Origin of the sequence: uncultured Lutibacter sp. (genome assembly GCF_947495725.1) — a bacterium.
Taxonomy (GTDB): domain Bacteria; phylum Bacteroidota; class Bacteroidia; order Flavobacteriales; family Flavobacteriaceae; genus Lutibacter.
On record NZ_CANLZZ010000006.1, the window covers coordinates 226,222 to 248,306 of the forward strand.

11 protein-coding genes are annotated in these 22,085 nt (G+C 31.9%); all 11 read right to left on the bottom strand.

Annotation, left to right across the window (positions count from 1 at the left end):
- Position 1: 1 nt before the first annotated feature.
- Complete coding sequence (locus tag Q0776_RS14600; protein WP_298369781.1) at positions 2-2,632, bottom strand: T9SS type A sorting domain-containing protein; 2,631 nt, start codon at positions 2,630-2,632, stop codon at positions 2-4.
- 95 nt (positions 2,633-2,727) lie between these two features.
- Positions 2,728-6,000: a T9SS type A sorting domain-containing protein gene (locus Q0776_RS14605; RefSeq protein WP_298369784.1), complete on the bottom strand. Its 3,273-nt coding sequence runs from the start codon at positions 5,998-6,000 to the stop codon at positions 2,728-2,730.
- Positions 6,001-6,003: 3 nt separating this feature from the next.
- A complete protein-coding gene (locus Q0776_RS14610; RefSeq protein WP_298369787.1) occupies positions 6,004-8,475 on the bottom strand; it encodes a glycoside hydrolase family 2 TIM barrel-domain containing protein in 2,472 nt (823 codons plus the stop codon).
- A gap of 115 nt (positions 8,476-8,590) precedes the next feature.
- Complete coding sequence (locus Q0776_RS14615; RefSeq protein ID WP_298369789.1) at positions 8,591-9,505, bottom strand: alpha/beta hydrolase; 915 nt, start codon at positions 9,503-9,505, stop codon at positions 8,591-8,593.
- Between the two features lie 5 nt (positions 9,506-9,510).
- Positions 9,511-10,515: a sugar kinase gene (locus Q0776_RS14620; protein ID WP_298369792.1), complete on the bottom strand. Its 1,005-nt coding sequence runs from the start codon at positions 10,513-10,515 to the stop codon at positions 9,511-9,513.
- Between the two features lie 152 nt (positions 10,516-10,667).
- The gene (locus tag Q0776_RS14625) at positions 10,668-12,215 is read right to left on the bottom strand and encodes a RagB/SusD family nutrient uptake outer membrane protein (protein WP_298369795.1); all 1,548 of its coding nucleotides are present in this window, start codon (positions 12,213-12,215) and stop codon (positions 10,668-10,670) included.
- Between the two features lie 16 nt (positions 12,216-12,231).
- Positions 12,232-15,321: a TonB-dependent receptor gene (locus tag Q0776_RS14630; protein ID WP_298369798.1), complete on the bottom strand. Its 3,090-nt coding sequence runs from the start codon at positions 15,319-15,321 to the stop codon at positions 12,232-12,234.
- 416 nt (positions 15,322-15,737) lie between these two features.
- A complete protein-coding gene (locus tag Q0776_RS14635; RefSeq protein WP_298369802.1) occupies positions 15,738-17,282 on the bottom strand; it encodes an alpha-L-fucosidase in 1,545 nt (514 codons plus the stop codon).
- A gap of 234 nt (positions 17,283-17,516) precedes the next feature.
- Positions 17,517-19,199 (bottom strand): sulfatase, encoded by a 1,683-nt coding sequence (locus Q0776_RS14640; protein WP_298369804.1) that lies wholly within the window; start codon positions 19,197-19,199, stop codon positions 17,517-17,519.
- 255 nt (positions 19,200-19,454) lie between these two features.
- The gene (locus Q0776_RS14645; protein WP_298369807.1) at positions 19,455-20,369 is read right to left on the bottom strand and encodes a hypothetical protein; all 915 of its coding nucleotides are present in this window, start codon (positions 20,367-20,369) and stop codon (positions 19,455-19,457) included.
- A gap of 14 nt (positions 20,370-20,383) precedes the next feature.
- Positions 20,384-22,081: a SusD/RagB family nutrient-binding outer membrane lipoprotein gene (locus Q0776_RS14650; RefSeq protein WP_298369809.1), complete on the bottom strand. Its 1,698-nt coding sequence runs from the start codon at positions 22,079-22,081 to the stop codon at positions 20,384-20,386.
- Positions 22,082-22,085 lie beyond the last annotated feature (4 nt).

Here is a 22,085-nt window from a genome sequence, read left to right on the forward strand (position 1 = left end):
ATTATTGTTTTATAACTTTTAAGTTTTTTGAAGAATTAGTTGTTTCTACAGATAGAAAATACATGCCCGAATTTAAATTTGAAAGATTTAAGTTTAACTTTCCATTTGTAACAGGGTATTTTTTAGAAATAGCAAGAGTGCCAAGACTTGTATATACTTTTACAATTGCGTTTATACTAGTATCATTTCCTAAATTTACAGTAATATAATTGTTAAATGGAATAGGGTATGCTGTAATTTCGTTTCCAATAAAAAATTCTTCTTTAAAAGCTTCCTGACATTCTTTTTCAGAAGTTATTTCTATTGAGTTTTTGCCATTTAATAGCGGTAATTCAATTGTAGATTTTGAAGTTGTATAAACTTTATTGTTAATTTTAATTGTATAGTTATTTCCACCTGTGAGGCTGTAAAAAACTGATTTATTTTGCTGATTAACTTTTGAAGAAACTTTTAAAGCTTCTGCTTCTACAATGTTTACATTGTAACATTGCTCAAAGTTTGGTTTACTTGGAATGGTAATACACAATTCATAATTTCCTATTGGTAAATTGTTAAAAGAGGTATTTTGTGTAAAATTCTTTGTTAGATTAAGAGATTTTATTGTTGCAGTATAGTTAAGATTATCAACAGCTGTTATTTCAACAAGTCCATTATTTTTATTTGTGCAAGTTTCTCCTGTAGTTTTAAGTTTAAAATTATTAGAACTCAATTTTTCTTCACTTCTAGAAATTTCTTTACTAAAATTAAAAACTTGCATAGTTAAACTACTAATATGTCCACCGTTATCTGGAAACGAAACGGATATTTGATTATCTGATTTTAACAAATTATAAGGGACTTCGATTTCTAAAACACCAAAAAATTCATCTCGACCACTTTGGTCATTACCTCTCCAGTTTGTTGGAACATTAACAGATGTGTCATTAACTTTTAAAGTAGGTTTTAGAGATTTACCGTGATCTCTACCAACACCTACACGTAAAATTGCTTCACCAATTGAACCTAAATTTACATTATTTATATTGAAGTTTATATTTTGATTTGCGCTAATTGGTTTTAAATAACCATCTGCAAAATATTTAGTTTCATTAGAAGTTTCTGAAATTGAAATTGTTTTATCAAAAGTATATTCTAATATTATTGTGGCTTCTCTACCAATATTTATTGAACTTATTGCTGAGGTTTCATTCGTTATATCTAACGCAGGGACACCTGCATTTTCGGCATGTAAATGTTGAATTTTAATGGATTCAATTTTTGCGTCACCAAAACCTTTAAGATTAAGGTCAACTCTTCGTGCTTCGTGATGCATATTATTTACAATAACATATGCCTTGTTACCTTCAACATAAGTATCAATTTGAGTATCTAAATTGCTCGATTTTGTGTCAACTCTTGTGCCGTTTACATTAGCCCACATTTGGTAAAACTTAACAATTTCTGTGTAAACCCATTCATCACCAGTTTCTCCAGCTAATTCTTTCTTTTGACGAAATAATCTATGCGCATATTTTGCATCCGGATTTTGATCACCTGATGGTTTCCACCAATTTGCTTTGTTAATTATAAATGGCAAGGCTTGATCAATAACATCTGGTCGTTCCAAGAGTTGCATCATTATTGTTGAAAATGAACGTAAATTGTGCCAGTCTCTTTCCTTGGTGTACAATTCGCCTTCTGTATTTAAACATCCGTATTCAGAAATACAAAACGGTTTAACTTCACCTAGTTTTAAATAACCATAATGCTCCACCATATCTAATATTGCCTCAACATTGCTTCCAGCTCTATATTGTCCTTCACCTGTTTTCTGTACATTATCATATAAATGAAGTGAAAAGAAATCCATCTCTTCACCAGCTATATCAATAAATGTTTTCCAGTTTTTTTTCCAATGGTTAAAGTCAGCTGCTTCATAAGCTGGATGCGCGGCACTATAACCACCAACTTTGGCATTTGGATTTAATTCTTTAATTCTTTTAGCAACAACTTTGTGCATTTCAGAAATATTTTCTCTAGTTGTTCCTATTTTTGTTGCTTTTACAAAAGGTTCATTTAACACTTCAATATATACAGGTAATGGTTCTCCTGTGGTACCGCCATTTCCGTGAAAATACTTAAAATAATTAGCGTAGAATTCCGCAATTGGTTTGTATCCATCTTTTGCCATTGTCCACTTTTTACCATTTGGTCCAATTTCGTGATCTCCATTAGGATACATTCCTTCCTGACCGCCCATCATATAGCTACTTAATCTATTTTCATATTTATGTTCGTTTGTATCATTTTTATATTTCTCTATAGCTTGTGCACCTTTAGTTTGTAGGTAACTAATGCTTGGCCATCCAGGTTTATTTGGGTCTTCTTCACAAATAGAGTGATTCCAAGGTAAAGAGCCATTGTTACGACCTAAGTAAGTATCAAAGTCTTCTAAAAATTCTCTCTTAAATTCTTCGTTAGGCCACTCACTATCATTTACACCAGCGTGAAGCATTAAATATTTTGAACGATCCAATTCTGAAACTCCTCCAACAGAATGTTTCACATCTAGATTTACATCAACTATATCTTGAGCAAAAAAGGAATTTGAAACGAGTAAACAAAAGATAACTGAAAGTAATAGTTTTCTCATATGGTTCGGTATTTTTATAATTTAGGTATTCAATTAGAGCGCAATTTCCAATTATTATAATTGAATAATAGAAACGATTGAATTAATTAATATAATTATTGTTTAAAGATTTTTATACTCTCGGTTTTAGCACCCATATTTACAGATAAATAGAACAAACCTTTGTTAAGTTTTGGAAGGTTAAGATTAATCATTCCATTTGTAATTGGGTGTTCACCAGAATATGTTAAAGTTCCAATACTGGAAAATAAATTTACGAGAGCTTTTTTATGTGAAGTGTTCACCAAATTTATTGTGAAATTTGAATTAAAAGGGTTTGGATATGCACTTATACTATTGAAAATATGAAATTCATTTTTATAAAACCCTTGGCAATCTTTATCTGTACTAATTTCAATAGTATTAATTCCAGTTTTTAAAGTTAAGTTTATATTTGAATTTGAAGTTTCAAAAAAAGTGTTATTTAATAATATTGAATAATTAGTTCCACCAGATAAGTTTAATGAAATATTTTTATTATTGGTGTTTACTTTTGAGCTAACTTTTAAATTTTCAGGTTCTGAAATGTTAATCGAATACTCCCTTGATTGAGAGTTATCTGTATTAGAAGTAATTTTAATAGAATAAATTCCTGATGCTAAATTTTTAAAAGTATAAGAGTTTGCGAAATTTTCAGAGCTATGTAATGTGTTGCCAGTAATGCTAACTGTATAATCACCAAGTAAAGAAGCGTTAATTGTAATAATTCCATTTTCAGTATTTGGACAAGAATTACTAGTACTTTGTATTGTGAATTTTGCCTTTTCAGTAGTATCAGATTTATAAATAGCTCTTGTCCAGCCACTACCTTTTAAAGCGCACCAAAATACTTTTTCGTTATTTGGGTCGGGTTTTAAGTCTGTTATGGTATCTGGTTGACCTAAATTTTTATTGATTTTAGTCCATGTTTCACCTGCATCTAAAGATAAATATGCGCCAGGATTAAAGGTTGTTGCTCCCTTATTTTCGTGTTGTAACGCAACATTTACTGTAATTATATTTGGGTTGATAGGAGAAACTTCGGTTTGCCATACATAAGGCATATCAAATATTTTAGCCCAAGTTGAGCCATTATCTTTACTTCTCCAAACTCCACCTTCATTAAAAGTTCCTTCGTATCTTCCACAGGAAATAAAGATATGTTTCGTATTTCTGTCAATAAAAACATTATTAACGGATTTAATTTCAGTAGGAATTGTAATTTTTGACCAATTTCCGGCTCTATCTGTAGATTTGTACAAACCACCTTTTTGTCCTGTTGGGCCTTCATTTAATGCTGCATATAAAGTAGAAGAATTTGCAGGGTCCATTTTTAAACGCCTAACACTAAAATCTGTAGGGAAACCATTGTTCATTGTAGACCATGTTTTTCCTTCATCAGAACTTTTTATAACACCTAATGTGGTAAAGTCTTCAGGTAATAATTTACTTGATACTTCAGCAATTGGCTTAGACATTACACAAAAGTAAATGTTTTTTGGATCATCGGGATCTATGGTTAAAGAATATTGAAATATATTGTCGCTAGATAAATTACCACCATAAGCTAGCGGGTAAGATTCATTATTCCAAGTTTTACCGCCATCAGTAGATTTTCTAAAATAACCTCTATGGTTTTGTCTAAATTGAAGTGTGTAAATAATTTCTGGATTATTTGGATGAACTGCAACGGTAGCTATAGAATGCGCACCACCATGATTAACCTGACCTTCAATTTGTTCTACAGCGTATGCATTTTTATCTTCATAAGAATCTAAACTTGCTGTTTGCCATAAACCATGTTCACCGCTGCAAAAAAGGTATCTATTTTCTTTTCCAGTTTCCAATAGCATAAATCTACCAGGTAAATTACTGTCACCACGAGCAACCCAGTGCTTGCTTCCTGGTTCAGTTTCAAAATCATCAACTTGGTTCCAAGTAGTTCCGTTATCATTAGACCTCATAGTTTGTTGATCTAAACAAATAAAAACTTCACCCTTCACATTAATTTCCAAAAATCTATTACCAAAAGTTTCTTCATTTTCTGATTTCTCTTTATGCAAATGAGCAAACGTAGTATTTTGTCCTGTTGGATTATTTTTAGAGGACCAATAAGCAGCATCTTTATTCTGAGACCAATATTTTCCAGTTCTGGTAGTTGTAATCCAATTTTGACCTCCATCAGTAGTTTTCCATACATCACCTGGTAAAAATGAATAATCGTGTTTTACGTTATGAGTAATATAAATTTCATCTTTATTTAATGGGTTAACCACTAGCCTATTTAAAACTGGTAATGTTTCGGTAGGATAATTTGGATATAAGCTCTTTATTTCGTTTGAACTTTTGTCGAACCAATAACCAATAGCTTTCCAATATTTTTGTTGAGTTGTATAATTAGTTAGTTGAGTTAAATCAAAGGTAAAGTTACCCGTTATACTTGTCCAATTTAAACCGCCATCCAAACTTTTGTAGATTCCACCTGTTGCCTTTGTAGTATTACCATTTCCTTCGTAAAACGTTTGTTCAATTAAATAGAGGATAAATTCATTTGTATTTTTATCATAAAAATAGGTCATATCCCTAGGTAAATTGTTGGGTAATCCATTACCACTTATGGTCCAATTATCTCCTTGATTTGCGCTTCTATATACTCCTGAATTGGTTGCCATAATAATGTTGTTGGAATTTCTTGGGTCTACAATAATTCTTCCAATATCTAGGGTAGAAGGTAAGTCAGTCTTTTTCTTTTGCCAAGAAGCACCTCTATCAGTGCTTCTGAAAATTTGTCCATAATCAGAATATTTATAAACATAGCCTAATAAATCACTTTGTTTTCTATGATTAGCTTTTACATTCCAAAAATCTCCACCTCCAATAAACCAATTATTGTCATTTGAAGGATCAACAGCTAGCTCGGCATGTTTACCTCCTAAATCTTTTATAAAAGTCCAATTTCTACCTCTATCGGTTGTATTATATAATTCACCTCTAACATCTATTGCATACCCAAAATCGGCATCTTGATGAGAAAATACGATAGATTGAATTCTTCTCATATCTTTTCCTGTTCCATCACAGTCTTTTATAGTATGCCAAGATTTTCCATTATCCCAACTACCATAACTATTGTACATATCTGGAGACATGAACATTACATTTTCATCAGTTGGATGACACCAAAATTCTTCACAGTAACCAGACATTCCTGGTCCAACTTGCTGCCATTCTAATTTATCAGATGAAACCACTCTTTCAGTCTGTAGTTTTTTGAAATATTCTGTGTCCAGTTGAGCAGTGGCAGATAATGTGAGCAATAAACAAAAGAGAAATGATAATGTGAATTTCATAATTTATTTTGTTGTGTTAAAAGCGATAGTTGCAGTTTCTAAACCTTCAGCAGAAGCTTTAAATTCAATATTTCCCGCATTTTCAGTAGTTTGAATTACGGCTAATGCTTTTCCATTAAATGCTTTTCTGTTTGATGCTTGAAAAGAATCTAAATTCATATGATCTCCATTTCCAACAGCTATTAAATTAGCTTCACCACTAACTTCAAATTGAATTGTATTATTGGCTTTTGGCACTACATTTCCATCTTTATCAAGTATTGTACATTCAACATAACTTAAATCTTCACCATCGGCTTTTAAGTTCGTTCTTCTAACAAATAATTCAATTTTTGCAGCTTTACCAGCTGTGTTTACTTGTTTAGTTGCAATTTCTTTTCCATTTTTATAGGAAACAGCTTTTAATGAACCAGGTTTGTAAATTACTTTCCATTCTTGATATTCAACATCATTTAGGTTGTTTTTTTGTTTCCCTAAAGATTTTCCATCTTGAAATAATTCTACTTCATCACCATTTGTGTAAGCATAAACCGTAACTTCTTTTCCTTCCATTCCTTCTAAATTCCAATGAGGAAAAATATGAACCATTGGCTTATTAGACCATTGAGATTGATAGAAATAATACCCATCTTTTGGAAAACCACATAAATCAATAGGAGCAAAGGATGATGATCGAGCTGGCCATCCAAAAGGAATAACTTCACCTAAATAATCCCAACCTGTCCAAATAAATTGACCCATTATATCGTCTCTATTCTTAATATCTTTCCAAGCTTGTACACCTCTATATCCAATTAACTCGCGTTGTTCAACCCATTCATATGCTTCTTTACTAGTATAACCAAGTTTATTCCACCAAGCTTCTTTTTCTTTTCCGTATAAATAAGTGCTACGTGGATAGTATGATTGCGCCGAAGCACATTCAGTGACCACTCCCATTGCATTAGGTGCTATTTTATCTTCACGATCTAAACCATTTTCTTTAATATAGTTATAACCTCTAATATCGCTAGTTTGTGCTGCACCTTCACTAGGCCAAGCATCCCAACCGTAACCAATTAATCCGTTTGTTACTGGTCTGTCATCAAGTTTATGAATAATATCAATTAATCTATTTGCAATTGGAATTCCTTCATCGGTTTTCATTTGGTCAATTTCGTTTCCAATACTCCACATTACAACCGATGGGTGGTTTCTATCTCTTAATACAAAATCAGTTAAATCGGTATCAGCCCATTCTTTAAATTTATCGGCATAATATTTAACAGGAATACGAATTTTTTTTCCATCTTGAACTGTTGTCGGGTTTTTAACAATTTCCCATTCATCAAAAACCTCGTTCATTACTAAGAATCCCATTTCATCACAAGTTTCTAAGAATTCTGTTGAAAAAGGATTGTGAGCAGTACGTACGGCATTACAACCCATTTCTCGCAAAATTTCTAATTGACGTTGAATTGTTCTTTTGTAAATAGCTGCACCAATTGGACCGCCAGCGTGATGTAAACAAACACCTTTTAACTTTGTTTGCACTCCGTTTATTGAAAATCCAGTGTCTTTACTATAACCTAATTCTCTAATACCTGTTCTAGTTGATTCTTCACCAATTAGCTCGCCCTTATTAAATAATTGAACTTTTACCGTATACAATTCTGGAGTTTCTGGCGCCCATAATTTTGGATTCGGTATATCTATTGAAACATTTAAATTTTCAATTTTAGTTGCCGAAATTTCAACAGTATTTTCTTTTGAAGCAATTTCAATATCATCTTTTAAAACAATTGTTTTAGCAATTATTTTACTGGCTTTATCAAATTCAGTTTTAATATTGAAGGCCGCATTTATTGTAGCGCTTTCTTTTGAAATATTTGGAGTTGTAACATATAAACTCCAATTTGGTATATAGGTTTTATTTCTAATTTTTAACGTAACATCTCTATAAATTCCTGTTCCTGTATACCAACGCGAGCCAGGTTGTTCCGAATTGTCTAAAGTTACTGTTAATACATTTTCTTTATCAAAGTTTATGTGTTTTGTTAAATCATATTCAAAACCAATATAACCCATTGGTCTATAACCAACTTTTTGTCCGTTTATATAAACTATAGAATTTCTATAAGCACCGTCGAAATAAACAAAAACTTTGTTTTCTTTTTTATTTCCTGGTGCTGTAAATGTTTTTCTATAGGTACATTTTCCTGTAGGTAACCAACCACCACGTGAAAATGAAGGATTCTCTTTTGAAAAAGGACCTTTTATACTCCAATCATGTGGCACCTTGATAGTTTCCCATTTAGAATCATCAAAATTTGGTTGAATAGCTTCAGAAATTTCACCTTTTGAGAATTGCCAGTTTTTATTGAAGTTAATATCTGCAGTTTGAACTTCATTCTCTTTTTTAGAACAGGAAATTGTTAAAAAGAAAGAGATTATTACTATGCTAATACTTGATAATGCGTTGGATAATCGAGTCATTTTACTTGGTTGTTTTTTTAGTTTTTGAAAAGTTCAATTTTTAGAACACTACAAAAATATACCAAGTATCAAGTAAGTGAATGTACAAATGTTTTTGAATGTAGAACGAATGTGTTTATTCCAAATTCATAAGCCAATTGTAAAATAACTCAGGCCAATGCTCTAACTGTTTCATGTCTTTTGCAAAAGCATATCCGTGCCCACCAATTGGAAAAATATGCATTTCAGTTTTAATATTTTTTTGCTGAAGTGCTTCAAAAAACAACAAGGTGTTTTTTACAGGAACCGCTTTGTCGTTTGTTGAATGAACTAAGAATGTTGGTGAGGTTTCTTTGGTAATTTGTAATTCATTTGAGAATAAATCAACCATTTTTTTAGATGGATTTTTACCTAATAAATTCTTTTTAGAACCTTTATGAGTTACACTATCTTGCATTGATATTACAGGATATATCAACCCCATAAAATTTGGTTTAGCACTTAGTTTATCAATTTTATCTTGCTTTTTATAAGCTTCAAAATTATAATGAGTACCAAGAGTTGAAGCTAAATGTCCTCCAGCCGAAAATCCCATAACACCTATTTGATTCTCATCTATATTCCATTTTTTAGCGTTTTTTCTGATAATTCTAATGGCTCTTTGAGCATCTTGTAATGGTGCTAAATGAGGTTTTGTAAGCGATTTTGATCCCGGTAAACGGTATTTTAATACAATTGCATTAATCCCTTTTGAAGCAAACCGTTCGGCAAAATTAGTACCTTCATGATTCCAAGCTAAAATTCCATAACCACCTCCAGGGCATATTAAAACGGTTTTCTTTGTATTTAATTTTTTGGGAGCGAGAAAAACTTCTATTGTTGGTTTTTGAACATTTGATATTCTTATAATATTAGTCTCTTCAATTATTTCTTTTTCTGAAGATTTTAGTTGATTTGGGATATTCTTTTTCCAAAGTGGAATTGTTTTACTTTGTGCATTTGCAATTAGAGTAAAACACATCGTAGCAATTAAAATAAAGTATTTTTTCATTGGTGTTATCTGTTAAATCTACCCGAAGTATTTCCTTCTAGTATGTTCATTACTTCGTTTACATTAGAAAAGTTTACATCACCTTCATAGGTGTGTTTTAAAGCACTAGCTGCGGCTGCAAATTGCATAGATTTGTTGTCATCAAAATGTTGTAGACCATAAATTAATCCAGCAGCATAAGCGTCACCAGTTCCAATTCTATCTACAATATGTGTAATATCTAAATCTTCAGTTTCTCTAAATTCTACTCCGTTCCACATTCTGGATCTAATTTTGTGCCAAGATGAATTCACTGAAGTTCTAATTTTATCAAATACCTTTGTGATTGATGGAAATTCTTTCATTAAATGTTTACTTGCCTTTATAAAATCGTCAGTTGAATAACTATAATTTGTTGATAAAACTTCATTAATTTCATTGATTCCGCCAATAAATATTGTGGAATAATTTAATAAATCAGCTAAAATTTCTTTTGGATTTCCACCATATTGCCATAAGCCACTTCTATAAGTTGGATCGGCTGAAACCTCCATTCCTTTTTTACGTGCTAAAATTAATCCATCTTTAAGTGTTTCGTAACCACCTAGGCATAGGGCAGGAGTAATGCCAGTCCAATGAAACCATTTTCCACCTTCTAAAGATGTATTCCAATCTACCATAGAAGGTTTTATTTCGGAAAAAGAAGAATGAGATCTGTTATATGAAATTGAACTTGGACGCATAACGGCACCAACTTCTAAAAAATATACACCTAAAGGTCTTTTAGAACGTACAATGGCTGAGGTATCTACACCAAATTTTCTTAAGTAGGAAATTGCTGTGTCACCAACAAAATCTTCAGATATACAAGAAATGTGCTTTACATCACCACCAAAATTGGCAATTGAAATGCCTACATTTACTTCGGTTCCTCCAAAATAAAATTCAAGTAAATTGGATTGAATAAACTTTTTGTTTCCTTCAGGAGATAAACGCATTAGTACTTCACCGAATGTAATAATCTGACTCATAATTATGTTTTTTATTTAATGTAAAATTAATCTATCCAGAATAAAAAGTATAACAACAATCACAATTATTACTAAAATAAAGTTTTTGTTAAATTAAAAAGGCTGATTCCTTTACGAAATCAGCCTTTTTTATTAAAATTTTAATTTATAATTTAATTTCCTAAATTAGGATTTAGTACTACGTCACCTGAAGGTATTGGAGTCCACCAAGTTGATTTATCCGCTGGATTTCCAATAAGTGGAACATCGTTAGGATCACGATTTTGGTTCACTTCAGCCACCATATCTAATCTAACTAAATCTAACCATCTATTACCACCAACTTCACCTAAAAATTCGTAAGCACGTTCTTTTACAATTGCATCTACTAATTTTTCTGTTGTATTTAATTCAGTAGAAGTATAATCTACCATAGGATCTGGAGTTTTCCAAAATTCTACAGCTAAAGCTTCAACTTGAGCTTGTTTAGTAGAACCTTTAGCGTAAGCTCTACGTTTAATTCTGTTTAAAGCTTCAAGTGCTTCATCTGGTTCACCGGTATTAGCACAAGCCTCAGCATACATAAGTAGTACTTCTGCATAACGCATAGCAATTCTATCATTTGAAGTTTGCCATGTGTGTTCTTTTACTTCACCAACAGGATCTGTTGAGTTAGGAGCACCAGTTGCATAAGTAAATTTAGTTACAATTGGGTTTCCGAATTCAACAAAAAATTGATTTGTTGCTGGATCTACACTAGTAGAAAATTCTTTTCTGTATCCATCAGGGAAATTATTGTAATAAGTCCATTCCATGTAAGCATCCATCCAGTTTGCCCATCTAAAACCATATACTCTATTTTGAGTTATAATTGGCCAAGATTCACTAGACATTACATGCGCATGAATTACCTCTTTGTTTACTTGATGTGGATCTTGGAAATTTTTAGCAAAATCATCCATTAATGAATAAACTCCATCGTTTTTAATTTCACGAGTTAATGATTTAACTTGTGTCCATTTGTCTGTTTCATTATATGGGTAACCAGTTAATTGCATATAGGTTTTTGCTAAAAATGCTTTTGCAGCTGTTTTAGTTACTCGTCCATTATTAACTGTAGGATCTGTTTCTCTTGGATTGTTAGCCCATTGAATAACAAACTCAAAATCTGAAATTACTTGTTCAAGAACATCTCTTTTTGGAGTTAAAGGCATCGCAAAGTCAGGATCTGGACTAAGCGGCATAGGAATATCTCCAAAAGTAGTTGCTAATCTAAAATAGCAAAGACCTCTAATAAAATAAGCATTTGCTTGAGCTGCATTTATTACTGCTTCATCTACACCTTCTGGATGTGCATTTTTTATAAAAGAGTTTGCAGCATATATTGTACTATAATTACCATTCCAGTCGTTTGTAGACCAAGAGTTACCTGCAGTTCTTGCAAATTGGTCAGATTCTAGTACAACCCATTTATTACTTCCTAATCGTGATGTTAAATCATCTGCACCACAATAATGTGAGTAATTATCTAGACCCCAATTATTTCTTCTTAAGGTACCATAGATTCCTAATATACCGGCATCTAATGTATTCGCATCTGAATAAAATGTTCCCGAAGATTGTAATCCTTCAGATCCCTCATCCAATTCTTCACAGCTACAAATCAATAGCGATAGAGCAGCTAGAAAAAGAAATTTATATGTTAAAATATTATGTTTCATAATTTAAAATTTTTTGTTAAAATGTTACTTTAAGCCCTGCAGAAACAGTTCTTGTTAAAGGGTATGAAAAAGCGTCAACACCAGCTTGTGAATCACTATTTGCTGGAGTACTTGAACCTTCTGGATCTAAACCAGAATAGTTTGTTATAGTTAATACATTGTCCATACTAGCATATAGTCTAAGATTAGAAATATTTAAAGATTCTAAAATTGTTTGAGGTAAACTATATCCCACGGTTAAATTACTTACTTTAAAGAATGAACCTTTTTCGATATATTGACTTACCACATAGGTTAAAGAATAGTCGGTTCCATAAGGCATTACTTGTTGTGTAGAACTAGTATTGGTTGGAGACCATCTGTTTCTGTAATCTGTATCTAAGATACCATAATTTAATCTATTATCTGTCCAGTTATAAATGTCGTTTCCAACAGTACCAATGCACTGTACAGAGAAATCCCAATTTTTAAAAGATAAACTACTACCTAATCCGTATGTAAAATCAGGAGCTGTTTGCCCTACAATTTGTCTATCGGCAGCAGAAATTGCACCATCACCATCAAGATCTTCATATTTTACTTCTCCTGGTCCAGAATTAAATGCCGCAGCTTCTGTTGCTTCATCTGCTTGCCAAATACCAATAGCTTTTAATCCAAATAGAGCACCTAAAGATTCTCCTTTTCTAACAACAAATTTTTTGTTTCCACCTACTAAACTCCAAATACCTATTGCTTCCTCAGATTCAACAAATATTTCATCAACACCATCTCCTAAATCTTGAACAATATTTTTGTTTCTTGAAAAGTTTGCATAAGCTGTCCAATTTAAATCGTCAGAACTTTTAATATTCCAGTTTAATCCTAATTCAACACCATTGTTATCAATGTCTGCAAAATTGTCTTGGATTCCTGTTAAACCAGTATATCTAGCAACAGATTGTTGAATGATAACGTCTGTTGTTTTTTTAGAATAAATATCAATAGAACCTGTTAGTTTGCTGTCTAAAATACCAAAGTCAACACCTGCGTTGTAAGAAGTAGTAGTTTCCCACTGTGTATCTAAACTTGTTAATGTAACATCAGGAACTACACCTTGTACAGGAACACCATTATCTAGTGGATACCAACCAAAGTTTCTTGCTGTTGGGTCTCCAGCAAATGTAGGTTGTGTATCTCCATAACCAATTGCTGCATTACCAGTTGCACCAAAACCTATTCTAAGTTTTAAATTATCTATCCAATCTGTATTTTGAATAAAATCTTCTTCAGAAATTTTCCAAGCTAATGCTGCAGAAGGAAAGTATCCCCAAGCATAATCTGGTTGAAATCTAGAAGAACCATCGGCACGCATTGAAGCAGTTAATAAATATTTGTCTTTATAACTGTAGTTTAAACGTGCCATATAAGATCTTATTTTCCCTACATTATATCCAGAAATTGTTGAAGAAGGCTGTCCGTTTTGCAATAGGTACCATTCGTTACCTAATGAATTAAGATCACCAGCAGCCGATGTTAAATTACGGTTGATAGCTTTGCTAAATTCGTAAATAGCAGATGCTTTTAAGTTATGATCTCCAAATTCGTTTTCGTAAGTAAATCTACTATTTACCAACCAACTATTGCTTCTACCATATCTTTGTTGTGCAGTAACATTACTTCTTGTTATGTCAATGAAATCTTCTAATGTTCTTTGTCCTGAATAGTTATTTGTTAAACTACCAGCAGCACCTAAAACCATTGTGATTTTATCTGTTAAATTAACATTTAAATCTAAATTAGATAATATACGATCACTTAAAGATTCTTGGTTTTGACGAACATCCATTTCAGGATTAGGTAATCTACCTACAAGAAAAGCTCCATTATAACTATTGTTATCGTTACCATCTATAAAGTTACCATCTGCATCGCGTGATCCCCACATTTGTGGATATATAACTGCGTTACCCATTATGTTACCTGTACCAGCTGTTCCAACACCATTACCTTGAAAATCTGTATGAACTCCATAAGTGTTAAACTTGAAGCTTATACGATCACTAATATTACCAGAAATATTAGAACGTAAAGATGTTCTTTCGTAGAAACTATTTTTAACCGTTCCTTCTTCATCTAAATGGTTAGCAGAAAAGAAATACTTAAGATCATCATTACCCCCAGTAAGATTTAATGTGTGATTGTATCTAACACCTTGTTGAGTAACTAAATCTTGCCAATCTGTACCTCCGTTTTGTTTAAATCCATCAATGTCATTTTGAGTGAAATAAGGGCTTTGTCCTAAAGAAGCTCTTTGTTCATTCATTAATTCAGCTTGCTCATGTGGAGCAAGAATATCATACTCGTTAATAACGTTGCTAAAACCGAAATTAGTTTCAAAAGAAACCTTTAATTTTCCAGATTTTGGAGCATTAGTTGTAATTAAAACAACACCATTTGCACCTCTAGAACCATAAATAGCAGTTGCAGATGCATCTTTTAAAAAGTTAATAGATGCAATGTCATTTGGGTTAATAGTTGCAATGTCAGCACCAATAAAACCATCAATAACGTATAATGGGTTATTTGAGTAGTTAATAGAACTACCACCTCTAATACGTATTTTCATTCCTTGTCCAGGAGCACCTGATGTTTGTTGAATGTTTACCCCAGTAACTTTCCCCTGTAAACCAGATCCAATTTTAGTAATAGGCGCTTTTAATAAATCTTTTGCAGATATTAAACCTACAGACCCTGTTAAATCACTCTTTTTGGCTGTACCATATCCAATAACAACAACTTCATCTAATGAAGCTACATCTGGTTCTAATTGTACATTTAAGTTAGAGCTTGCACTAACAGTAACGCTCTTAGTTTTATATCCTACAAATGAGAATACTAAAACATCCGATTCATTAGCTGTAATTGAGTAATTTCCATCAAAATCGGTTGTGACACCGTTTGATGTTCCTTGTTTAATAATATTTACACCAGGGATACCCTGATTTGTTTCATCTGTAACCGTTCCAGTTACAGTTTTTTGAGCATAAAATTGCTGTACGCTCAATAATGTTAGAAATAGCCCTAAAAAGGAGGCTTTTCTAAATAGATTTGAAAATCTGTTCATCATAATTAAATTGAGTTTGGTTAATAAAATTTGTTGTTAAAGTTTACTTTTCTTGCAAATAAAAGTTTATTTGTAAATTTTTTATGTTTATAATTTACCAATTATTGGAATAAAATTACCTTAAAAGGTTAAAATTTAAGTTTAGAAGTATCTGTTTATTTTGGTTAAATATTGATTAAGTTTTAAAAATGATTAATTTGTTGATCTTAGTTTCAATTTGTTTAGGTTTAACGTAAATTAATTGTTTAAAATTAATAATAATTTTTTAAATATTTAACATAAATTTAATAATTTACAATCGATTGTATTATTAAATGTATAAAATACCTTTAACGCCTTTAAAAATGGAACTTTATCAAAAAAAAAGATGAGTTACAAAACTGTAAACTCACCTTTTTCAATCAATCAAAATATTTTTTTTACATATCAATCGCTATTGTAAACGCGAATTCACATGGTTTTTTAGTTGGCATTGTAACATTTAGGCCTTCATTTGTTTGTTCCCATTTGATGTTTTCTTTGGTTCCTAAAACACTAACGTTTTTAATATTTAAATCATTAACGTATTTAGAGTTTTTTGCCAGTGATGTAATAACTACTTTTCCATCTTTTGGCCAATCTAAAGCAATGGCATATAATTTATTTCCTTTATGTGTAAAACGAATATCTTTTGACGAAAGATTTTCATTTCCACCTTCAGAGTGATGTCCTTTTTTAACTTCTGTTGGACCTTCACCAAAAGTTTTCCAATATTTAGTATCGTAAATTGCTTCACCGTTAATTGCTAACCAATCTCCCATTTGCAATAAAATTTCTTTTTGATCTTCTGGAATAGTTCCATCAGATTTAGGACCTACATTTAATAATAAACATCCGTTTTTAGAAACAATATCAACCAAATCGTCAACCAATTGATTTGCTGTTTTAGATTTCCAGTTAGTTACATAACTCCAAGAATTTTTTCCAATTGAAGTATCTGTTTGCCAAGGCAATTTTCTAATACCTGGTAATTTTCCACGTTCTAAGTCGTAAACAACAGTTCCTTCAGGAAAAGCTTCGTGAGAAAAGTTTTTATCTTGTAAAACAACTTCTTTACCCCACTCAATTCCTTTATTGTAATAGTATGCAGCTAATTGAGGTCTCATATCAGCAAAATCTGGAATGTCCAAATAAAAATCGAACCATAAAATATCTGGTTGATAGTTATCAATAACATCTTTTGTTCTTGCCCACCAGCGTTCTTTAAATTTATCTGAAACAGGCTCTCTTAAATCTTTTCCTTTTGAAGAATATAAATCGGCATATTCAGGATCTGTAGTATCAAAATGATCTTTTTTATTGTAGAAAGACCAGTTGAACGCAAAATGAGAAGATGTTCCCATTATCATTCCTTTTTCTCTACCCGCTTTAAATAACTCTCCTAATACGTCTCTTTTTGGCCCCATATCATAGGCATTCCAACGTGTAGTATTAGATTTGTACATTGCAAAACCATCGTGATGATCGGCTACAGGAATAACATATTTAGCACCAGCTTTTTTAAATAAATCAATCCATTCATTTGCATCAAATTTTTCTGCTTTAAACATTGGAATAAAATCTTTGTAACCAAATGTTTTTTGATCTCCCCAATTCTTTTTGTGATGCGTGTAAACTTCGTTTGGACCAGTTTGTTGGTGCTTTAATTGAGCGGTAAATGTAGCTGTGTCCATATACATTTTTCTTGGATACCATTCCGATCCAAATGCGGGAACGCTGTATGCTCCCCAATGAATAAAAATTCCAAATTTTGTTTTATTAAACCATTCTGGATCTTTATAATGTTTTTTAATTGATTCCCAATTTGCTTCATACACAGGTTTTTGTAAATCAGTGGGGTTTTTGTCTGTTTGCTTTTGCCTACAAGAGGTAAATAAAATACTTAAGGTAAGAAGAGTTAATAAATATAGATTGGTAATTTTCATAACTAAAATGATTACAGTTGATTTATGACTGCTAAATTCGTTTTATTTGACTTAATATTTTATTACATATGGTCTTTTTGATATAGTATATGATTAATTAAAGAGTTTATAGGAGAAAATTTTATCCAAACTTACACAACTTAATTTAAAAAGGATTTTTCTCTGATATAAAAAGAAAATGCCTAATCTATTTAATTAAATAGATTAGGCATTTTTAAAAATTAATGAATTTAATTAATCATTCCAGTATTCATCAATTACTTTTTGAATATGTGGATACTTATCTCCGTCTTCTTCATTCAATTCTTTACGTTTAGCAATTAATTGTTCTTTTAAGTTTGCTATAACATCTTTATAAGCCGGATCGTTATATGCGTTGTTAGATTCTGTTGGGTCTTTACTTAAATCATAAAATTCCCAAGCAGCAGGAGTGTGAAGATCAAATCTGTTTCCCCAGCTTGCTTTATTCCACTCAGCATCCGGGTTATCGGTATCAACCCAATATTTTCCGTAGAAGAATATTAATTTATATTGTTTTGTTCTAATTCCAAAGTGTGCAGGATTTGCATGTGCGTGTGCCATATGCATCCAGTAACGGTAATAAGTAGATTGTTGCCAACCTTCAGGTTCTTGACCTGTTTCTAGAATATGTTTAAAACTATGTCCTTGCATTTGTTCTGGTGGAGTTCCTCCAGCCATTTCTATTAAAGTAGGGGCAAAGTCAGTATTATTAATAATAGCATCAGTACGAGTACCTGGTTTAATTTTTTCAGGATAACGAACAAAGAATGGCATTCTAAGTGCTTCTTCGTACATCCATCTTTTGTCTATATAATCGTGTTCTCCAAGCATAAAACCTTGATCACCAGTATAAACAATTATAGTATTATCATATAATCCTTCGGATTTTAAGTACTCAATTAGTCGAGCAACGTTATCATCAACACCTTTTACACAGCGTAAATAACGTTTTAAATATTCTTGGTAAGTTGCATGTGTATATTCCTTGTCGCTTAAATTATCCGCTTGATGGATATCAAAATCTGGATTATTTCTTTTTGTATATTGTTTGCTCCATAAACGCATTCCCATATTTCTAATGGTATTTCGTTTTGAAACTGAAGAACCAATTACTGAAAGTAATTCTCCATTTTCTCCCTTTGTTGCAATTGAGCCATTGTTTGCATTATCATATAAATTAGCAGGTTCAGGTATTTCAACATCTTCTAGATAGTCTTTATAACGTGGCGCATATTCGAAATCATCATGTGGTGCTTTGTATTGGTGAAATAAAATAAATGGTTTTGTTTTATCTCTTTTGTTTTTTAACCAGTCTAAAGAAATGTCGGTAACAATATCCGAACTATAACCCATATACTGTTTTCCTTCATAGGCAGGATCTTTTTCCTCTGCGAAATGCATTCCAGTTTCGGTTAAATAAGGATCAAAATAGGAACCTTGCTGCCCATGTTTTGTAAATACGTTGTAATAATCAAAATTAGGTTCTAATTTTAAATGCCATTTTCCAATCATAGCGGTTTGGTAACCTAATTTTTTCATTTCAATAGGTAAGTATTGATGATCCATAGGTAGTTCACCTTCTAAATCTAGAACACCATTTGCTTGGCTGTGTTGACCTGATAAAATAGCGGCTCTACTAGGTGTACATATTGAATTATTTACAAAACAGTTGTCAAAAATAATTCCTTCGCTAGCAATTTTATCAAGTGTAGGGGTAGGGTTTAAACCTGCCAGCCTACTACCATAAATACCGAAGGCTTGTGTAGTATGATCATCCGACATTATATAAATAATGTTGGGCTTTTGAACTGGTTCTGTAGTTTGTTTTTTTGGTTGTTCTGTACAAGAAACACCTATAACTACTACTAAACATAGAAGAATTATTCTGTTTGTCATTTTTATTATGTTGAAATTAAGATACTGTAAAAGTCGTTAATATTTGAGGATTTAATTACCACATATGTTTAAAATAATAAAAGTATTACATTAAAAAGGTAATTATATTGAAATATTAGATATATAAAAAAACATATTATGAAGATGGCTTTGAAGAATTTAACTGTGTGATTTTCTTAGTTAAAATGTATATAAAAAAAAACCATTTCATAAAACTAATTATGAAATGGTTTCTGTTATAAAATTAATTCTTTATTAATTTGCTCGTGTGAAGAAATAGGCTTGTGGACCCCATCCTCCAATAGATACGTTGATAGCAAAGTTTATTTCAAAATCACCAGTACAAGATTTATAAACCCCATCATTAGGTGTATATGAATAATCTACATATGGTAATCCCCAAGCAGATAAGTCAGCGGCAATAATGGTTTTAGGACCAGTAATAGTAAAGTCACTTGGGTTGATGTTTATTTCAACTTTATTACCATTACCTGGAAGACCTTCACCTTCCGCAAGACCAACTATAAATAATTTATAAGGGTCACTAGGATCAGCTTCTATAGTTACATTAGCTTCTGGATATCCCCAGTCGTCTGAGTATACGATGTAATCTCCTACCGTAAGTGCAGCATCAAAATCACATACAACATCATATGAAACTACCGTAGTATATTGAGTTGATGTGTGAACATCAGATCCATAATTACGAGTACCATCATCATTATACATGTTAATAAACGTTCCATCTGCTAAATATAGTTTTGCTGTAATTGTTAAATTATCACCAAAAGCAATATCATCAGGGCTTGTTAATTCTGCAAAAGCATTAACAATTGAAGTTTTGTTAAAAGTAGTTTCTGTAGGGAAGCTACTTACACCTGAAACTAAAGTAGCAGGACCGTAAAGATCTCCATCTACCGTAGTATAAAACCCAACTAAATCAGCAGAAGTAACATCACCTTGTGCAACTTCCATTTTAAGACCAATGTTAAAGTCTTCTCCTTGTAATAATTTACTATAACTGATAGTAGCATCCAAATCACTTAATTTTTCAATGTTTGGCACCGCACCAACGCGTAAATCAATTACAGAGGTCCCTCCGTCCTTCTCACACGCTCCTAAGAACAGTGTGATCATAATTATTGAAATTATATATTTTAAATTTTTCATGTTTATATATTTTTTTAGTTCGCCCAAAATATTGTATATGAAGTTGCATCTTTTTGACTAGGTGCATTTTCATTAGTATTCAACTCAGCTTGTGGCCAGAAAAATGATTGTTGGAAACCATTGTTTTGTACAGTTACACCATCATCTAATGGGAATCCATCGTCATTGTTTAATTGATATTCTGGAGACGCTCCTAATGGATTAGCTAAAACAGGATATCCTGTTCTTCTATAGTCATTATATTGATCCATAGGATCTCCAAATGTAGCTACCCATTTTTGAGTCATTATTATTTCTAATTGTTTTTCAGCTGAAGCTCCATCATATTCAGCAATAATATCATCAATAAAGCTAGTAACTTCTGGAGTACCACTTAAAACAGGAACTGTTTGAGAAGTACCAGTACCTAAAACAACTTCATCAACTTTAGCAAAACTTGCAGTCATAGCTTCTTTTAATTTAGCACTTGCATCACCAGATATAACACCATCGTGAATTAATTCAGCTTGAATGTATAAGAATTCATCATAAGTTAAAATTCTCTTAGGAGCAACTCCTGTTCCACTAGCAATAGTAATTGTTGGTCCAGAACCATCATCGTAGAATCCACCACAAGGGAAAATACCAGGGAATGAAGCTGATTTTTGAACAGCGTGATCTCTATCTGGGCCAATACTACCAAATCTAATACTAAAGAATCCCGTTGATGCATCCCAATAATCTGCATTAGGGTCACCTGTTTCTGCATTACCTTGATCTGGTGGTAATTCTCCTGGTTTTAATTGATTAACAAAATAATAAGGAATTCTAGGGTCCTCATATCCTGTAAAAATATTAGGATTCATTCCTTTTAATATTTCGTAGAACCAAGGACTTTGGTAATAACTAACTTGTGTTCCACCATAACAATCTAAGAACAATGAATTTCTTTCATCTAAAGGTGATTGTGTTGGACTGTGTGTAAATTGGAAGTCATCAGCGCTTGATTTGAAAAAGTTATTTTCACTTACAAGAGCATCTAAATCAGATTGATTAAACAATGCTGTTGATCTAAGTTGGTTGTACAACTTAAATTTTAGAGTATTTGCAAATCTCACCCATTTTTCAGTATCTCCAGCATAGAATAAATCTTCTGATCCAAGAGGCGTACCTTGCCCACTTAAAACATTAGCTTTTCCAGCATCAATTAAAGCTAATATACTTGCGTATATTTCTTCTTGATCATCAAATTTAGGACTTACTATACCAAACTCTAATTGTGTTGCTTCAGAGTAAGGAACATCACCCCATAAATCAACCGTAACAGACATTAAATAAGCTTTCATTATTTTTGTAACACCAGCATGCACTAAATCCCCATCAATTTCTGCTTGGGCAAATAATGTTTCCATATCTGTAAGTGTTAAATAAGTGTTGTCCCACTCATTATTCATGTTAATATTATCAGCTTTTGCCCCATATTGATCTTGTTCTTCACGAAAAGTAAATTGGTGCGTATATGTGATAAGAATATTACCCGAGTATAGATCAAAATCATTAGTGCTTGACAAGCCTAATTGAATGTTAGTAAGTAGCTCCGTAGTTGCAGCTACTGTAGGACTATCAGTGTCCGTATCTACATCTAAAAATTCATTACAACTCAAAGCTACGAAAGAGCTTATAACAGCAATAAAGATTTTAGATTTATAAAATGTATTTAATATTTTTTTCATTGTA